Below are 17,241 nucleotides of genomic sequence, written 5' to 3'. Positions count from 1 at the left end.
TTACAGCGGCTTGACGACAAACAGACCGTCGTCATGACCGTCTTCGGAACCACCGTAAACCTGCTCGGCAACCGTACGCACAGCGCTGCCACTGGCAGCGAGGATCTGATCCATGGCCCCGGCGAACCAGCCGGTGAACATGTAATCGACCTTGCGCCCGACCTTGCCGTAGACGTACACGAAACAGGAGTGCTCCAGCTTCACACTGGCAGTGCCTTTCTCGACGTCGATGTCCTGGATCTTGAACAGGCCCCAGCCACGCTGCGACAGACGCTTCATGTAGTGCTCGAACACCGCAACGCCTTCCAGGCCGTGGCATTCGGCTTCCTTTTCGCACCAGTGCCAGGCGGATTTGTAACCCGCCTTGTAGAGGATGTCGGCGTAGGCATCGGCGCCCAGCACTTCTTCGATGCCCATGTGGTTGTTGACGAAAAAGTGCCGGGGCACGTACAGCATCGGCAACGCATCGGAGGTCCAGACGCCGGTTTCGCTGTCGACTTCGATGGGCAGTTGCGGGGCGATTTTAGCCATGGCGGTCAAACTCCAGATGATTCGGGCTACACCCACCGCTCGAAGGGCCGTGGGGGTTCAATTCGATAAGGTATGGCGGGCGGGTTACTCGCCCCAGACGTCGGCCAGAACGTTGACCCAGTTCTCGCCCATGATCTTGCGCACCACGCGTTCGGAGTGACCGCGCTTGAGCAGCGTTTCAGTCAGATTGGGAAACTCGCCAACGGTGCGGATGCCCAGCGGGTTGATGATCTTGCCGAAGTTGGTCAGGCGGCGGGCGTAGCCCTTGTCGTGGGTCAGGTACTCGAAAAACTCCTGGCCGTGACCCTGAGTGAAGTCAGTGCCAATGCCGATGGCGTCTTCGCCGACGATGTTCATGACGTATTCGATGGCTTCGGCGTAATCGTCAATGGTCGACTCGATGCCCTTGGCCAGGAACGGCGCGAACATGGTCACGCCGACAAAACCGCCATGATCGGCGATGAACTTCAGTTCGGCGTCGGACTTGTTGCGCGGGTGTTCCTTGAGGCTGGAGGGCAGACAGTGGGAGTAGCAGACCGGCTTTTTCGATTCGAGAATGACTTCTTCCGAGGTTTTCGAGCCGACGTGGGACAGGTCGCACATCACCCCGACACGGTTCATTTCAGCGACGATCTCACGACCGAAACCCGACAGCCCGCCATCGCGCTCGTAGCAGCCCGTGCCCACCAGATTCTGGGTGTTGTAGCACATCTGCACGATGCCGACGCCGAGCTTCTTGAAGATCTCGACGTAGCCGATCTGGTCTTCATAGGCGTGTGCGTTCTGGAAGCCGAACAGAATGCCGGTCTTGCCCAGTTCCTTGGCCTTGCGGATGTCGGCTGTGGTATGCACCGGCATGACCAGGTCGCTGTTTTCGCGCATCAGTTTCTGGCTGGTGCAGATGCTGTTGATGGTCGCCTGAAAGCCCTCCCACACCGACACGGTGCAGTTGGCCATGGTCAGGCCTCCCTTGCGCATGTCTTCGAACAGCTCGCGGTTCCACTTGGCGATGATCAGCCCGTCAATAACGATGCTGTCGGCGTGTAATTCGGCTGGGCTCATCAGGCTGTCCCCTTTTTTGATTGCGGTGCGCCGAATCGGCTGTCGGCGCTAATGGGGTCAGCATATGCCGGAGGGTCAGGGGAACCGGGTGCAAAAACGACAGGGGGTTTGCCGAAAGCGTCAAGATGCGACAAAGGGGGACGGCGAGTCGTCGGGCGATGTCGTAAACCTGTTCAATGTCTCACGCTTGAGACAGAATCGAGCCTATCAATGGATCGGAGCGACTCGATGAAAACGTTTTTGCTGACCCTGGCCCTTATGACGACGGCCGTGACAGGCGTACACGCCGCCCAGAATCCGGACGCGTCGCCCTGCGACGGTGTCGAGGACGACAAGCAGACCCTGGAATGCTCGGCCTACAGCCGCACCACTGCCGAACAGTTGCTCAAGGAAAACTTCGACAACCTGCTCAAGCGCGTTCAGTCGCAGTTCGTCGCCAACAAGACGCAGTTCAACGACTTTACCAGCAAACTCAAGACCGCCCAGCAAGCCTGGGAGAAGCTGCGTGACGCCGACTGCGCGGTTGAGGTCTTCCCTTCTGCAGCAGGCAGCAAAGCCTTCACTATCAGCGAAAACGACTGCATTGCGCGCATGAGTGACGAGCGCTCGGAGTATCTGGAGTCGATAGCGCAGGAATAACGTCTACGATGAGATAACCTGCCTCTTTATATGAACGAGCTCATCAGGTTTTCTCATGATTATTTGCGGTGTAGAAATCAAAGGCAGCGAAGCTATCTTCGCCCTCGCCACTCGACGTAATGGCGGCATCGAGCACTTGCCGCTCGCCACCAAGAAGCTTGCGCTGGAGGACGATGACGAGGCCGCCAACGTCAAAGCCTTCTCCACGCAACTCGCCGGTTTCGTGCGTGAAAACGGCATCAGCCATGTGGTTATCAAGAAGCGCAGCAAGAAAGGCGAATTCGCTGGCGGGCCGACCACCTTCAAGATCGAAACCATCTTTCAACTGATGTCTGATTGCAACGTGGTGCTCATATCGCCGCAGACCGTCAATGCGCAGAACAAGAAACACACCTTCGCCCTGCCCGACACCCTGAACAAGTATCAGCACGAAGCGTACAAGGCGGCGTGTGCGGGTGTGATGAAGAGCGTTTAAGCCTTTCGAGAGAGGACGCAGAGCGTCCAGAACGGCATGCGACGCAGAGCGTCGCACGATAGCGGGGATTATCGTTCCTCACGCTTCTGCGTGGGAATGCAGTTCGTGACGCTCCGCGTCACATTCATTCGCCGCGCAGTTACTTTTGACCCGACATAAAAAAACCCGCATTTCTGCGGGTTTCTTCAATGCTCAATCAACTCAGTTGACCTTGGCATCCAGCTCGCCACGCGCGTAGCGTTCGAACATGGCGTCCAGGGAGATCGGCTTGATCTTCGAGGCGTTGCCAGCGGTGCCGAATGCTTCATAACGGGCGATACATACGTCACGCATGGCCACAACAGTCTTGGCCAGGTACTTGCGCGGGTCGAACTCGCTCGGGTTTTTGGCCATGAATTCGCGGATCGCACCGGTCGATGCCAGACGCAGGTCAGTATCGATGTTGACCTTGCGCACGCCGTGCTTGATGCCTTCAACGATTTCTTCGACCGGCACACCGTAGGTTTCTTTGATGTCGCCGCCGAACTCGTTGATGATTTTCAGCCATTCCTGTGGAACGGACGAAGAACCGTGCATCACCAGGTGAGTGTTAGGGATGCGCTTGTGGATCTCTTTGATGCGCTCGATCGCCAGGATGTCGCCGGTAGGCGGCTTGGTGAACTTGTAAGCGCCGTGGCTGGTGCCGATGGCGATGGCCAGGGCATCGACCTGAGTGCGCTTGACGAAGTCAGCGGCTTCTTCCGGGTCGGTCAGCATCTGGCTGTGATCCAGAACGCCTTCCGCACCCACGCCGTCTTCTTCACCAGCCATGCCGGTTTCCAGCGAGCCCAGCACGCCCAGCTCGCCTTCCACGGAAACGCCGCAGGCGTGAGCGAAGGAAACAACGCGACGGGTCACGTCGACGTTATAGTCGTAATCAGCCGGGGACTTGCCGTCTTCACGTAGCGAGCCGTCCATCATCACCGAGCTGAAGCCCAGCTGGATCGAGCGCTGGCAGATGTCAGGGCTGGTACCGTGGTCCTGGTGCATGACCACCGGGATGTGCGGGAATTCTTCGATCGCGGCGAGGATCAGGTGACGCAGGAACGGCGCACCGGCGTATTTGCGGGCACCGGCAGAAGCCTGGACGATCACCGGGGAGTCGGTCTTGTCGGCCGCTTCCATAATGGCGCGCATCTGTTCCAGGTTGTTTACGTTGAAAGCTGGAACGCCGTAGCCGAATTCGGCTGCGTGGTCCAACATCTGGCGCATGCTGATAAGTGCCATTGTCTGTGTCTCTCCCGGTAGGGTCGTTAGTCGAGCAAGCCTGCCGTAGTGGCGGCTGCCATTCAAGTTATAAGCTCAGCCACAAGGCCGCGCGTGTGTGCCCGAGATCCGACTTATCTGGCCTTGCAGCCGCGACCGATCAGATCGTTGGTAGCGTCCCAATAGATCAGGCCCTCGCTACCCTTGTTGACGAATGCCAACACATTGTTGCTGTACAGCGTACCGCTGGCAGCGCCGGGTTCAGCCTTGAGCCTGAACACCTGATCGCTTTGATTCAGACGAACATCGACTTCCTTTTTGGCCGAGTCGATGTAGCGCCAGTTGACCTCTGCATTGCTGTCACATACCCAGCGATTCCAAGGGTCATTCTGCTGCGGTGAACTCATGCTCGAACAACCGCCAAGCACTGCCAACACCCCGAGGGCAATCACGCCTTTCATTACGTCTCCTGGCTGCCCTGCGAAACGCGGCGTGTGCCGTTCGTTTCAACTGTCAGGGGCAGTTCTGTTCCTGTTTTCGGTCATCGGCCGGCTCACCGGTGACATGTGCCTCAACCCGTTGACTGTTTTCAGTCGTGGGCACATTCACGGCGGCCGGGCTGAATATCTGACAGGTCTTGGCACGCGAGCCAGAACCGGTACAACCAGCCAGTACAATGCAGCTCATCAGAGCCAGGGCAGCGATCTTCATGGCGAAACTCCTTTCCCGGAAAAATATCCACCCTTTAAAGACCGCTGAAGCCCGTCAATGTTGCCAACGGGTTTCAGACCTGGCTCACAGACACCCTACATTGCCTGTCCGCGGCATGAATTCGTAACGATCCCACACCTCGGGGCCGCCGCGCTTGTAGACCACCGGCACCGTTTCTGCCTGCCAGCCCGCCTGATAGCAGCTTAGCTGGAGCGGTTGGGTCGGGGAGTCGCTCTCCACCTCTTCAGCCGCAGGCTTGCCCGCGCAACCGGCCAGTAAACCTGCGATGAGAAACCACGGTAACGCCCTGACCATTGACCACTCCTTGTCCAAGGCTTTCACTCAAGCCTTGGCGCGTTGTTCGAGCATTTCCACCGCAGGCAGAACCTTGCCTTCCACGAACTCGAGGAACGCACCGCCACCGGTCGAAATGTAGGAAATCTGTTCTGCCACACCATACTTGTCGATGGCCGCCAGCGTGTCGCCACCGCCCGCGATGGAGAACGCCTGGCTTTCAGCGATGGCCTTGGCCAGCGTTTTGGTGCCTTCGCCGAACTGATCGAACTCAAAAACGCCGACCGGACCGTTCCACAGGATAGTGCCGGAAGATTTCAGTAATTCGGCGAAATGCGCAGCAGTTTGCGGGCCAATATCGAGAATCATATCGTCATCGGCGACGTCAGCGATCAGTTTGACAGTAGCGGCAGCGCTCTCGGCGAACTCCTTGGCAACCACCACGTCCGTCGGCAATGGCACGCTGACCTTGGCGGCGATGGCACGAGCGGTGTCGAGCAGGTCAGGTTCGTACAACGATTTACCGACCTTGTGACCGGCCGCAGCCAGAAAGGTGTTGGCAATGCCGCCGCCGACGATCAACTGATTGCAGATGCCGCTCAGGCTGTTGAGTACGTCCAGCTTGGTGGAGACCTTGGAGCCCGCCACGATGGCGGTCATCGGCTGGGCCGGAGCGCCCAGGGCCTTGCCCAGTGCTTCAAGCTCGGCGGCCAGCAACGGACCTGCCGCTGCCACCTTGGCGAATTTTGCCACGCCGTGAGTAGAACCCTCGGCACGGTGGGCGGTGCCAAAGGCATCCATCACGAACACGTCGCACAGTGCTGCGTATTGCTGCGCCAGCTCGTCGGCGTTCTTTTTCTCGCCCTTGTTGAAGCGAACGTTCTCGAACAGGACGACATCACCCGCTTTCACGTCGACCCCTTCCAGGTAATCGGCAACCAGCGGAACGTCACGACCCAGCGCCTTGCTCAGGTAGTCGGCAACCGGCTTGAGGCTGTTCTCGGCAGAAAACTCACCCTCTGTCGGGCGGCCAAGGTGTGAGCAGACCATGACGGCCGCGCCCTTCTCCAACGCCAGCCTGATGGTCGGCAGCGAAGCGAGGATACGTGCATCACTGCTGACTACGCCGTCCTTTACCGGGACGTTGAGGTCTTCGCGAATCAGTACACGTTTACCTTGCAGATCGAGGTCGGTCATCTTCAAGACGGTCATGAGCATTCCTGTTTTTTTACTGTTATTGGTCAGCGACGCGCAGAAAGTGATCGGCGACGTCGAGCATTCGATTGGCAAAGCCCCACTCGTTGTCGAACCAGGCCAGCAGATTGACCAGCCGGGGTCCGGAAACGCGGGTCTGACTCGCATCGACAATGGCCGAATGCGGGTCATGGTTGAAATCGCAACTGGCGTGCGGCAATTCCGTGTAGGCCAGCAGTCCCTTGAGCGGACCGCTGGTGGCGGCCTCACGCAGGATACGGTTGATCTCCACGGCATCGGTGTCTCGCGACATCTGCAACGTAATGTCCAGACAGGACACATTCACCGTCGGCACGCGAACAGCTTTGGCCTGAATTCGGCCGGCAAGTTCCGGAAGCAGCCGTTCGATTCCTCGCGCCAGACCGGTGGACACCGGAATGATCGACTGGAAAGCCGACCGCGTACGGCGCAGATCCTCGTGATGATAAGCGTCGATCACCGGTTGATCGTTCATCGCCGAATGGATGGTGGTAATGGTCATGTATTCCAGGCCGATGGCCTGATCCAGCAAGCGCAGCAGCGGCACGCTGCAGTTGGTGGTGCACGACGCGGCCGAGACCAGCAGCTCGCGGCCAGTCAGCTTGTGCTGATTGATGCCGAACACCACGGTGGCATCGACATCCCGTTCGCTGGCCATCGGCTGGGAAAACAGCACCCGCGGCGCACCGGCCTCCAGAAAGCGCTGGCCATCTTCGCGAGTGTTGTAGACACCGGAACACTCAAGCACCAGATCGACTTCCAGACCGGCCCAGTCGATGCCTTCGGGCGTCGCACTGCGCAGGACCTTGATCCGGTGGTCATTGATGTGCAGGTATTGCCCTTCGACCCGCACTTCGCCGGGAAACCGGCCGTGTGTGGAGTCAAAGCGCGTGAGGTATTCAAGACTGGCCATGTCGGCCAGATCGTTGATGGCAACCACTTCAAACCCGGCCTTGGCCCCTCGCTCGCACAGCGCGCGAACAACGCAACGACCAATACGGCCGTAACCGTTCAGAGCAACTTTGTAAGGGCGGGGCTGGGGCATGAAATTTTCGCCAGGGGCTGGATCTGATTGCGTAAACGATAAAACCTGTGGGAGCAACAGGGGCGGCGATCCGCTTTGCTCGCGAATGGGAGCACCCGGTTTGCCTGACTCACCGAGGCGCTTCCTTCGCGAGCAAGGCGGATCGCCGCCCCGGTCGCTCCCACAACATCAACATCACATAGCTGATCAGTCTTCGAGCAGCTCTTCAGCAGTGCTCAGGACGTTTTCCAGCGTGAACCCGAACTCTTCGAACAGCGCTGGCGCAGGGGCCGACTCGCCGAAGGTAGTCATGCCGATCACGCGCCCTTCCAGACCTACGTATTTGTACCAGTAGTCGGCGTGAGCCGCTTCGATGGCAATACGCGCGCTGACCTGCAACGGCAGCACCGCCTGCTTGTAAGCAGCATCCTGAGCTTCGAAAATGCTGGTGCATGGCATGGACACCACGCGCACGTTGCGGCCCTGTTCGGTCAGCTTGTCGTAAGCCTGGACAGCCAGACCGACTTCCGAACCGGTCGCGATCAGGATCAGCTCAGGCTCGGCAGCGCAATCACGCAGTACGTAACCGCCACGCGCGATGTAGGACAGTTGCTTCTCGTCACGCGCCTGATGAGTCAGGTTCTGACGGGAGAAGATCAGTGCCGACGGGCCATCGTCACGCTCGATAGCGTGTTTCCATGCCACGGCCGACTCCACGGCATCCGCAGGACGCCAGGTGTCCAGGTTCGGCGTGGTACGCAGGCTGGTCAATTGCTCGATCGGCTGGTGAGTCGGGCCGTCTTCGCCCAGACCGATGGAGTCGTGAGTGAATACGTAGATCACGCGCTTCTTCATCAACGAGGCCATACGCACCGCGTTGCGAGCATATTCCATGAAGATCAGGAAGGTTGCGCCGTAAGGCACGAAGCCGCCGTGCAGGGCGATGCCGTTCATCATGGCGCCCATACCGAACTCGCGAACACCGTAATGCAGGTAGTTGCCGTTAGGGTCTTCGCCGGTGATGCTCTTGCAGCCTTTCCAGATGGTCAGGTTGGATCCGGCAAGGTCAGCCGAACCACCCAGAATTTCAGGCAGCAACGGGCCGAGTGCCCCCAGTGCGTTCTGGCTGGCCTTGCGGCTGGCGATGGTTTCGCCCTTGGCGTTGACTTCAGCGACATAAGCCGCTGATTTTTCAGCGAAATCTGCAGGCAATTGCCCACTCATGCGACGAATGAAGTCGTTGGCCAGCTCCGGGAACGCGGCGGAATAGGCAGCAAAGCGCTGGTCCCACTCGGCTTCGGCCGCCAGACCTTTTTCCTTCGCGTTCCACTCGGCATAGATATCAGCCGGGATTTCGAAAGGACCGTGATTCCACTTCAGCGCGGCACGGGTCAGGGCGATTTCGTCAGCACCCAGTGGCGCACCGTGGGACTCTTCCTTGCCCTGCTTGTTCGGCGAACCGAAACCGATGGTGGTCTTGCAGCAGATCAGCGTTGGCTGGTCGCTCTTGCGAGCGGTTTCGATGGCTGTCTTGATTTCTTCAGGGTCATGACCGTCGACATTGCGGATCACCAACCAGCCGTACGACTCGAAACGCTTAGGCGTATCGTCGGTGAACCAGCCTTCCACTTCACCATCGATGGAGATGCCGTTGTCGTCGTAGAACGCGATCAGCTTGTTCAGCTGCAACGTGCCGGCCAGCGACGCCGCTTCGTGGGAAATACCTTCCATCATGCAGCCATCGCCCATGAACACGTAGGTATGGTGATCGACGATGGAGTGGCCTGGACGGTTGAACTGTGCGGCGAGGGTCTTCTCGGCAGCAGCGAAACCGACGGCGTTGGCAAAGCCCTGACCCAGCGGACCGGTGGTGGTCTCGACGCCAGGCGTGTAACCGTATTCCGGGTGACCCGGAGTGCGGCTGTGCAATTGACGGAAGTTTTTCAGGTCGTCGATGGACAGGTCGTAGCCGGTCAGGTGCAGCAACGAGTAGACCAGCATCGAGCCGTGGCCGTTGGACATGATGAAACGGTCACGGTCGGCAAACGCAGGGTTTGCCGGGTTGTGCTTCAGATAATCGCGCCAAAGAACCTCGGCGATATCCGCCATGCCCATGGGGGCACCCGGATGGCCGCTGTTGGCTTTTTGCACGGCATCCATGCTGAGGGCACGAATAGCGTTGGCACGCTCACGACGGCTTGGCATCGCTGATCTCCTGGGAATTAAGAAATAGGATTGAGAAAAAGAAGGTCATTTTCCCTCACGGACAGGCCGGGGGCAATCACAGATAGACGACCATAGGCTTTTTTCCGGGGTTGCGGACATTATTTGCCACGCAAAGACTGGATCACCCGCCTGCACGACAAGTTCACAACGCCTGACCGGCGCCATCCATCCAGCAATATCAAAACTTTTTGATATTGCCCTTGCGACACTCCGGATCGCTCTCTAGACTGCGCAGCTATGAACCTGCGTGTACCTGCCATTCGCCACGATGCATGCGACGACCTCTCTGCATTGTGCAAGGCCGGCGGCGATCCCTTGCGGCTGAACGTGCTGCGTGTGCTGACCAACGACTCGTTCGGCGTGCTGGAACTGGCGCAGATTTTCGCTATCGGCCAGTCCGGCATGAGCCATCACCTCAAGGTGCTGGCGCAGGCTGATCTGGTCGCGACACGGCGTGAAGGCAACGCGATTTTCTACCGGCGCGCCCTGCCCCACACCGAACTGCCGGGTGGCAGGCTGCATGCGGCGTTGCTCGACGAAGTGGATACGCTGGACTTGCCGGACGACGTACAGAGCCGTATCGGCCTGGTGCATCGGCAACGGGCACTGGCCAGTCAGGATTTTTTCGCCCGTACCGCAGAAAAGTTTCGCGCCCAGCAGGACCTGATCGCCGGTTTGGCGCAGTACAGCGAAAGCCTGCTGACCCTGCTCGACAAACTGAGCTTTGGTGCGCAGGCAACCGCTCTGGAAGTAGGCCCCGGTGACGGCGGCTTCCTCCCTGAGCTGGCGCGGCGCTTCGGTCAGGTCATCGCGATGGACAACAGCCCGGTGATGCTGGACCTGGCGCGTAGCGTCTGCGAGCGCAAGGCGCTGGCTAACGTTGAGCTGAGGCTGGCCGATGCACTGACCGACGCTAAAGTCAGTGCCGATTGCGTCGTCCTCAACATGGTGCTGCATCATTTCGCGGTACCGGCCGAAGCCTTGAGGCAACTGGCCGAACATGTAAAACCCGGCGGTAGCCTGCTGGTAACAGAATTGTGTAGTCATGACCAGAGTTGGGCCAGGGAGGCCTGTGGCGATCTCTGGTTAGGTTTCGAGCAGGAAGACCTGGCCCGTTGGGCCATCGCTGCGGGGCTAGTTCCCGGGGAAAGCCTCTATGTAGGCTTACGTAATGGTTTCCAGATCCAGGTTCGCCATTTTCAGCGACCGGCTGGCGACACTCACCATCGGTAAAATGAAGGAAACCCGTAGAGATGAGCGAATACTCACTTTTCACCTCCGAGTCCGTGTCCGAAGGGCATCCGGACAAGATCGCCGACCAGATTTCCGACGCGGTTCTGGACGCCATCATCGCTGAAGACAAATACGCCCGTGTAGCGTGCGAAACACTGGTCAAGACCGGTGTGGCGATCATCGCTGGCGAAGTGTCGACTTCGGCCTGGGTCGATCTGGAAGACATCGTGCGTAACGTCATCCTCGACATCGGCTACAACAGCTCCGACGTCGGTTTCGACGGCGCGACCTGCGGCGTGATGAACATCATCGGCAAGCAGTCGGTAGACATCGCCCAGGGCGTTGACCGCAGCAAACCTGAAGATCAGGGCGCTGGCGACCAGGGCCTGATGTTCGGCTACGCCAGCAACGAGACCGACGTGCTGATGCCAGCGCCGATCACCTTCTCCCACCAGCTGGTGCAGCGTCAGGCCGAAGCGCGTAAATCCGGCCTGCTGCCGTGGCTGCGCCCGGATGCCAAATCCCAGGTTACCTGCCGTTACGAAAACGGCAAGGTGGTCGGCGTTGACGCTATCGTGTTGTCGACCCAGCACAACCCGGATGTGTCGTACAAGGACCTGCGCGAAGGCGTGATGGAGCTGATCGTCAAGCACGTCATCCCTGCGCACCTGCTGCACAAGGACACCCAGTTCCACATCAACCCGACCGGCAACTTCATCATCGGTGGCCCGGTAGGCGACTGTGGCCTGACCGGCCGCAAGATCATCGTCGACACCTACGGCGGCATGGCCCGTCACGGCGGCGGCGCTTTCTCCGGCAAGGACCCATCGAAGGTTGACCGCTCGGCCGCCTACGCCGGTCGTTACGTGGCCAAGAACATCGTCGCTGCCGGCCTGGCCGAGCGTTGCGAGATCCAGGTGTCCTACGCCATCGGCGTCGCTCAACCGACTTCGATCTCGCTGAACACGTTCGGCACCGGCAAGCTGTCCGATGACAAGATCATCAAACTGGTCCGCGACAACTTCGACCTGCGTCCTTACGCAATCACCACCATGCTCGACCTGCTGCACCCGATGTACCAGGCCACTGCAGCCTACGGCCACTTCGGTCGTATCCCGGTCGAAATGACCGTTGGCGATGACACCTTCACCGCCTTCACCTGGGAAAAAACCGACCGCGCCGACGCCCTGCGCGCAGCTGCCGGCCTGTAAAAACCCAGAAAAAAGCCCCGGACGACCTGGTCGTTTCGGGGCTTTTTTTCGTCTGGAGATATGGACGGTCCGAGTCCGATCAAGAAATTGCGGCGCGCCGCAGACTTGTGACGCAGAGCGTCACCCAAGGCATTCCCACGCGGGAGCGTGAGGAACGATAACCTCAACTATCGTGCCCGATGATCTGCGCTTCTGCCTGAAGGGCGTGTGAGCTTGCTCACGAAGACGCCGGTACAGTCGCGACTATCGTGCGGCGCTCTGCGTCGTATGCCTTTCTGGACGCTCCGCGTCCTCTTGACGACGCAGAGCGTCGAGAACTGCGTTCCCACGCTGGAGCGTGAGGAACGATAACCTCAACTATCGTGCCCGATGCTCTGCGCTTCTGCCTGAAGGGCGTGTGAGCTTGCTCACGAAGACGCCGGTTCAGTCACTGAGCACTCCGCGTGGACATACCGCCCTGCTCCATCGCAAAACCCGGTAACCAAGCCCTGCCCCTTCACCACACGACAACGACTAGCCTCATCGAGCCCATTCCTAAAGCAAGGATGCTTCGATGCTGCCCACCAGTCGCCTGATGACGTTCGCTCTTGTGTTTCTTCTGCCCGGCCTCGGCCATGCCAGTCAATGCCCTGACTGGTCTGCAGCCAAGGCGCGCAGCGAGGTCACAAACTTGCAACAGCAGATGGCTGCGTGGGACGACAGCTACCACCGCCAGGGCATTTCGCCCATTCCGGACGAGCTCTACGATCAGGCGCGGCAGAAGCTGAACCTGTGGCGCTCGTGCTTTGCCGTTTCCACCCCCGAGGCCGATCCGCTAAAGACAGCAGTCGGCCCGTTGCCTCATCCCGTTGCGCACACGGGCGTCAACAAGCTGGCCGACGAAAGCAGCGTCAAGGACTGGCTCAAGGGCCGCAACGATCTATGGATTCAACCCAAGGTCGATGGCGTAGCCGTCACCCTGGTCTACGAAAACGGCCAGCTTGTGCAGGCGATCAGTCGTGGTGATGGGCGCAAGGGGCAGGACTGGACCTCGCAGGCGCGACTGATCAAGGCCATTCCTCAGCAACTGCCCCAGGCTGACTCCGCAATATTACAAGGCGAGTTGTACTGGCGTCTGGACGACCATATTCAGTCAGCATCCGGCAGCGTCAACGCGCGCAGCAAGGTCGCGGGATTGCTGGCGCGGCAGACGATCAGCCCGCAGCAGGCCGACACCATCGGGCTGTTCGTCTGGGACTGGCCGAACGGCCCTGGCGATATGGCGCAACGTCTCGCAGGCCTGCAAGCCATGGGTTTTGAGGACAGCGCGGCCTATTCGCACCCACTGGAAAACTACGCCAAGGCCGCACGCTGGCGCGAGCATTGGTATCGCAATCCCCTGCCGTTCGCCACCGATGGCGTGATCATGCGTCAAGGCCAACGTCCACCTGCTCAACGCTGGCAAGCCAGTGCGCCTTACTGGATCGCCGCCTGGAAACATCCCTACGCCCAGGCGCTGGCCGAGGTGCGCAAGGTCAACTTCAAGATCGGCCGCAGCGGCAGAATTACGCCGTTGCTGGAGCTCACCCCGGTACGCCTCGATGACCGTACCGTCAGCCGCATCAGCACGGGCTCGCTGCAGCGCTGGCAAACACTGGATATCAGGCCTGGCGATCAGATCGCCGTGAGCCTGGCCGGGTTGACGATCCCACGACTCGACGGCGTGGTGGCCCGTGCTGCCGAACGAGCCGACATAATCATTCCGCGAGCCGAAGACTTTCATGAACTGAGCTGCTGGCAAGCCACACCGGGCTGTGAAAGCCAGTTCCGCGCCAGACTGGCATGGCTCAGCGGCAAGAAAGGCCTGGCGTTGCCCGGCGTGGGTCCAGGGACCTGGAACACGCTTATCGAGAACGGCCAAATCATGGGCTTACTCGATTGGATGACCCTGAATCATGCTGAGCTTGCTAACATTCCCGGCTTCGCTGAACGCAGTAGCGCTAAACTGCTCAACAGCCTGCAGACCGCACGCGAACGGCCGTTTCAGACATGGCTCAAGGCCATCGGACTGCCGCCCACCGGAGGCGCCAGACTGCCCGACAACTGGCACGAGCTGGCTGAACGCAGTGTGGAGCAATGGCAAGCAGAGCCAGGCATCGGTCCTGGTCGCGCAGCCAGGCTCAGGGCTTTTTTTCAGGCCCCGCAGGTACAGGCACTGAGCCAGCAATTGCAGGCACAGAGCATTTCAGGTTTTAAGTAGCGGACGTTCATTTTTCTGTCCGTATTCAAACGGAGTTCATATGCAGTTTTTATCACCACTGATTCTTTTCACCAGTTGCACGCTGCTCGCCACAACCGTGTTCGCAGACGCTCAGGCCCCGGTGCCGTCCGAATGCCAGATCAAAAGCCAGGAGATCAGCAGCAAGATTCAGGATGCCAAGACCGAGGGCAACAAGGCAGAACAGGCCGGCCTTGAAAAGGCACTCGCCGAGGTCAACGCCAACTGCACCGAAACGTCATTGATCAAACAGCGCAAGCAAAAGGTGCTCGACGCCAAGCAGGAAGTCAGCCGCCGTCAGACCGACCTGAACAAGGCCATGGAAAAGGGCGATCCGGAGAAGATCAACAAGCGCAAGGACAAGCTCGCCGATTCGCGCAAGGAATTGCAGGAAGCCCAGACCGAACTCGAGAAAGTCCAGCCAGACGATTGATCAGGTCGCGACGCTGCGCATGATCGGCAGCGTCGCGAACAGCCTGTCAGGACACGGCCGGGAAAGCCGATACCCCGAACAACGCGATGATCAGGCCCATGCCCACCAGCCAGACAAGCGAGCGCAGTGCGGCCAGATCGGCCAGGTAGAAAATGATGTACAGCAGGCGACTGGTGATAAACAGTACCGCCAGCACATCAATGGTCACCAACTGCGCGTTACCGGCAATGTGCGCAATGATCACCGCTGCGGCAAACGCCGGGGTCACTTCAAAGCTGTTCAACTGGGCAGCATGCGCGCGGCGCGGGAACCCCTCCAGCTTGTCGAGAAAGGCACGCGGATCATGATTATGCCCACTGCCGAATTTGCCGCTGCCGAACTTGGCGATACCGGCACACATAATCGGCAGCAGGATCGCGACCAGCACGCACCAGAAAGCAACTGTCATACGTCCATCCTTATAGGTTCAGCTTCATCTGAAGCATCCGGGCAATACCCGCTCACACACTATGAGCAGGGGGTCAGCGAAAGGTTCTTGAAGAACGACCACCAACCTGACGCATTACACCAGTTTAGGAAAGATCAGGCTGAACGTGGTGAATTGGCCCGGCTCGCTCTGCACCGTCACCTGCCCTTCATGCAGGCTCATGATGGAGCGCACAATCGCCAGCCCAAGCCCGGTCCCGCCCTGCTGTCGCGCGCGGCTGACATGCACCCGATAGAAACGATCGAACAGGCGCGGCAGGTGTTCGGCATCAATGCCATCCCCCGCATTGCGCACCGCCAGTGACACTTCATCTTCGTGCGTGGCAAGCGTAAGGGTAATGACGCTGCCGGACAGACCATGGCGAATGGCGTTGGACAGCAGATTGGAAATCGCTCGCTGAATCATCAGCCTGTCCCCGGTCGCCCTGGCGTGCCCATGAACCTGCAGGGTGATGTCGCGATCCTCCGCCGAGGAGGAGAACAGTTCGGCGACCTTGTCTGCCTCCTCGCGAAGGTCGATGACCTCGACCGGCAATGGCGCTGAGGGCTGGCTGACGCTGGCCAGAAACAGCATCTGACTGATCATGCGCGACATGCGCTCCAGCTCTTCGCTGCAGGATTCCAGCGCCTGTTTGTATTCCTCCGACGGGCGCGGTCTGGACAGCGTGACCTGCGCCCGCCCCATCAGGTTGTTCATCGGCGAGCGCAGCTCATGCGCGAGGTCGTCCGAGAACTGCGCCAATTGCTGCACATCGCCGTCCAGCCTGTGCAGCATGAAGTTGACGGCATGTGCCAGGTCGCGCAACTCGTCAGGCAGGCCCTTCACTTTCATGCGATGAGACAGGTCGCGGGCCGAGATCAGCGCGGTGACTTTCCTGAATGCCCGCAGCGGCCTGAGCCCGCGACGCACCACCCACCAGACGCCAAAGCCGACCAGCAACAGAATCACCGGCAAGGCCATGCAGGTCGATCTGACGTAAGCGTGCAGCAGCGCGGTGTCGCTTTCCCTGTCCATGGACAGCCTGACCAGCACGTCCTGACCGGTCTTGAGGCGTACGGCCCTGTAACCCAGCAGAATCTTGTGGCCCTGGGCAGATTTCAGTTCCTGAAAGCCTGGCGGCAGCGCATCGGTATCGGGAACCGGCAGATTTCGCCCCTCTACGTTACCAACGCTCATCAGCTCTTGCCGAGGGTTGCCCGCGTCGAGAATGGTCAGCGAGAAGCTGTCATGCCCGACGATCTGGTCACGCAGCGTGTGCGGGTACTGGACGATGTCCTCAATGCCCAGAAACCCCTCGCTCATGCTGTGTTCGATCTGCCTGAACTTCTCGCTCAAACTGTCTTCGGCACGTATATCGAGCTGACGGGAAATGGCTGTGTAGGCAAGCATTTCCATGACCAGCACCAGACACCCGATGAGCGCCGCGACCGTCAATCCGAGGCGTGTCGAGAGACGGGTCAGCTTCATTCACGCACTTCCAGTACGTAACCGACGCCACGCAGCGTGTGAATCAGCTTGGTCTCGAACGGATCGTCGATCTTCGCCCGCAGACGGCGGATCGACACCTCCACCACATTGGTGTCGCAATCGAAGTTCATGTCCCAGACCAGAGAAATGATCTGGGTGCGCGACATGACTTCGCCGCTGTGCCGCATCAACAGGTGCAGCAGCGCGAACTCCTTGGTCGTCAGGTCGATGCGCTGGCTGCCACGAAATGCCCTGTGGCGCCCCTGATCCAGCTCCAGATCGCCGACCTGCAACACCTTGGACGTGGTGGTCTGCTCGCTGCGGCGCATCAGCGTGCGGACCCGTGCCAGTAACTCGGGAAACTCGAATGGCTTGACCAGGTAATCATCGGCGCCCATTTCCAGGCCCTTGACCTTCTCTTCGAGACGGCCTCGTGCAGTGACCATCATGATGCGCGTACTGACGGTCTTCCTCAGACGGCTCAACACCTCCCAGCCGTCCATCTCCGGCAGGTTCACGTCCAGTATCACCACATCGTAAGCCTGATGCTGCGCGAGATAGAGACCATCGAGGCCGGTTGCAGCGATATCGACGATATAGCCGCTTTCGGTCAGCCCCTGATGCATGTATTCGGCAGTTTTTGGCTCGTCCTCGACGACAAGGATTCGCATAACCAGGCTTCCTGTTTGATGAACGATGAACGATGAATGACG

18 protein-coding genes are annotated in these 17,241 nt (G+C 59.5%); 6 read left to right on the top strand and 12 right to left on the bottom strand.

Annotation, left to right across the window (positions count from 1 at the left end; all coding sequences use genetic code 11):
- Entirely contained in the window at positions 1-531 is a 531-nt protein-coding gene (locus ACW55A_RS15720; protein WP_003432482.1) for a DUF5943 domain-containing protein, read from the bottom strand.
- An 84-nt stretch (positions 532-615) separates the two neighbouring features.
- On the bottom strand, positions 616-1,593 hold the full coding sequence (locus tag ACW55A_RS15715) for a dipeptidase (protein WP_498811428.1): 978 nt from the start codon (positions 1,591-1,593) through the stop codon (positions 616-618).
- A gap of 228 nt (positions 1,594-1,821) precedes the next feature.
- Between ACW55A_RS15715 and ACW55A_RS15710 the strand changes: the two genes are divergently transcribed.
- Together ACW55A_RS15710 and ACW55A_RS15705 are read left to right on the top strand one after the other, a co-directional pair.
- On the top strand, positions 1,822-2,232 hold the full coding sequence (locus ACW55A_RS15710) for a lysozyme inhibitor LprI family protein (RefSeq protein WP_003405168.1): 411 nt from the start codon (positions 1,822-1,824) through the stop codon (positions 2,230-2,232).
- 55 nt (positions 2,233-2,287) lie between these two features.
- Complete coding sequence (locus tag ACW55A_RS15705) at positions 2,288-2,707, top strand: DUF3010 family protein (protein ID WP_003372607.1); 420 nt, start codon at positions 2,288-2,290, stop codon at positions 2,705-2,707.
- Positions 2,708-2,908: 201 nt separating this feature from the next.
- On the opposite strand, the gene fba is transcribed toward ACW55A_RS15705, so the two are convergent.
- The 7 genes from fba to tkt form a co-directional block, all read right to left on the bottom strand.
- Complete coding sequence (fba, locus tag ACW55A_RS15700) at positions 2,909-3,973, bottom strand: class II fructose-bisphosphate aldolase (protein ID WP_003372623.1); 1,065 nt, start codon at positions 3,971-3,973, stop codon at positions 2,909-2,911.
- A gap of 113 nt (positions 3,974-4,086) precedes the next feature.
- Entirely contained in the window at positions 4,087-4,413 is a 327-nt protein-coding gene (locus ACW55A_RS15695; protein WP_003320832.1) for an MliC family protein, read from the bottom strand.
- Between the two features lie 52 nt (positions 4,414-4,465).
- Complete coding sequence (locus tag ACW55A_RS15690) at positions 4,466-4,663, bottom strand: hypothetical protein (protein WP_003372626.1); 198 nt, start codon at positions 4,661-4,663, stop codon at positions 4,466-4,468.
- A gap of 84 nt (positions 4,664-4,747) precedes the next feature.
- Positions 4,748-4,978, bottom strand: coding sequence for a lipoprotein (locus tag ACW55A_RS15685; RefSeq protein ID WP_003316354.1), 231 nt, complete (start codon positions 4,976-4,978; stop codon positions 4,748-4,750).
- 27 nt (positions 4,979-5,005) lie between these two features.
- Entirely contained in the window at positions 5,006-6,169 is a 1,164-nt protein-coding gene (locus ACW55A_RS15680) for a phosphoglycerate kinase (protein WP_003372628.1), read from the bottom strand.
- Positions 6,170-6,191: 22 nt separating this feature from the next.
- Entirely contained in the window at positions 6,192-7,235 is a 1,044-nt protein-coding gene (epd, locus tag ACW55A_RS15675) for an erythrose-4-phosphate dehydrogenase (protein ID WP_003411999.1), read from the bottom strand.
- A gap of 186 nt (positions 7,236-7,421) precedes the next feature.
- Positions 7,422-9,419, bottom strand: a complete 1,998-nt coding sequence (gene tkt, locus ACW55A_RS15670) for a transketolase (RefSeq protein ID WP_003372635.1) — start codon at positions 9,417-9,419, stop codon at positions 7,422-7,424.
- 258 nt (positions 9,420-9,677) lie between these two features.
- Between tkt and ACW55A_RS15665 the strand changes: the two genes are divergently transcribed.
- From ACW55A_RS15665 to ACW55A_RS15650, 4 genes are all read left to right on the top strand, one after another.
- The gene (locus tag ACW55A_RS15665; RefSeq protein ID WP_080479932.1) at positions 9,678-10,673 is read left to right on the top strand and encodes an ArsR/SmtB family transcription factor; all 996 of its coding nucleotides are present in this window, start codon (positions 9,678-9,680) and stop codon (positions 10,671-10,673) included.
- A gap of 20 nt (positions 10,674-10,693) precedes the next feature.
- Complete coding sequence (gene metK, locus ACW55A_RS15660; protein ID WP_003372639.1) at positions 10,694-11,884, top strand: methionine adenosyltransferase; 1,191 nt, start codon at positions 10,694-10,696, stop codon at positions 11,882-11,884.
- A 553-nt stretch (positions 11,885-12,437) separates the two neighbouring features.
- Positions 12,438-14,123, top strand: coding sequence for an NAD-dependent DNA ligase LigB (ligB, locus tag ACW55A_RS15655; protein WP_498811427.1), 1,686 nt, complete (start codon positions 12,438-12,440; stop codon positions 14,121-14,123).
- 40 nt (positions 14,124-14,163) lie between these two features.
- Complete coding sequence (locus tag ACW55A_RS15650; protein ID WP_003432477.1) at positions 14,164-14,574, top strand: DUF1090 domain-containing protein; 411 nt, start codon at positions 14,164-14,166, stop codon at positions 14,572-14,574.
- A 46-nt stretch (positions 14,575-14,620) separates the two neighbouring features.
- Here ACW55A_RS15650 and ACW55A_RS15645 read toward each other — a convergent pair whose 3' ends face one another.
- The 3 genes from ACW55A_RS15645 to ACW55A_RS15635 form a co-directional block, all read right to left on the bottom strand.
- The gene (locus ACW55A_RS15645) at positions 14,621-15,022 is read right to left on the bottom strand and encodes an MAPEG family protein (RefSeq protein WP_003432473.1); all 402 of its coding nucleotides are present in this window, start codon (positions 15,020-15,022) and stop codon (positions 14,621-14,623) included.
- 114 nt (positions 15,023-15,136) lie between these two features.
- On the bottom strand, positions 15,137-16,528 hold the full coding sequence (locus ACW55A_RS15640; protein WP_003432467.1) for a heavy metal sensor histidine kinase: 1,392 nt from the start codon (positions 16,526-16,528) through the stop codon (positions 15,137-15,139).
- Positions 16,525-17,199 carry a heavy metal response regulator transcription factor gene (locus tag ACW55A_RS15635; RefSeq protein WP_003372647.1) on the bottom strand — a complete coding sequence of 225 codons (675 nt, stop codon included), beginning with the start codon at positions 17,197-17,199 and terminating at the stop codon, positions 16,525-16,527. Before ACW55A_RS15635 ends, ACW55A_RS15640 begins: the two co-directional genes overlap by 4 nt.
- Positions 17,200-17,241: the final 42 nt, after the last annotated feature.

This window comes from Plantibacter cousiniae (nom. nud.) (assembly GCF_977070315.1).
Note: the sequence above shows the minus strand (reverse complement) of the source record. Positions and strands in the feature narration are given on the sequence as shown.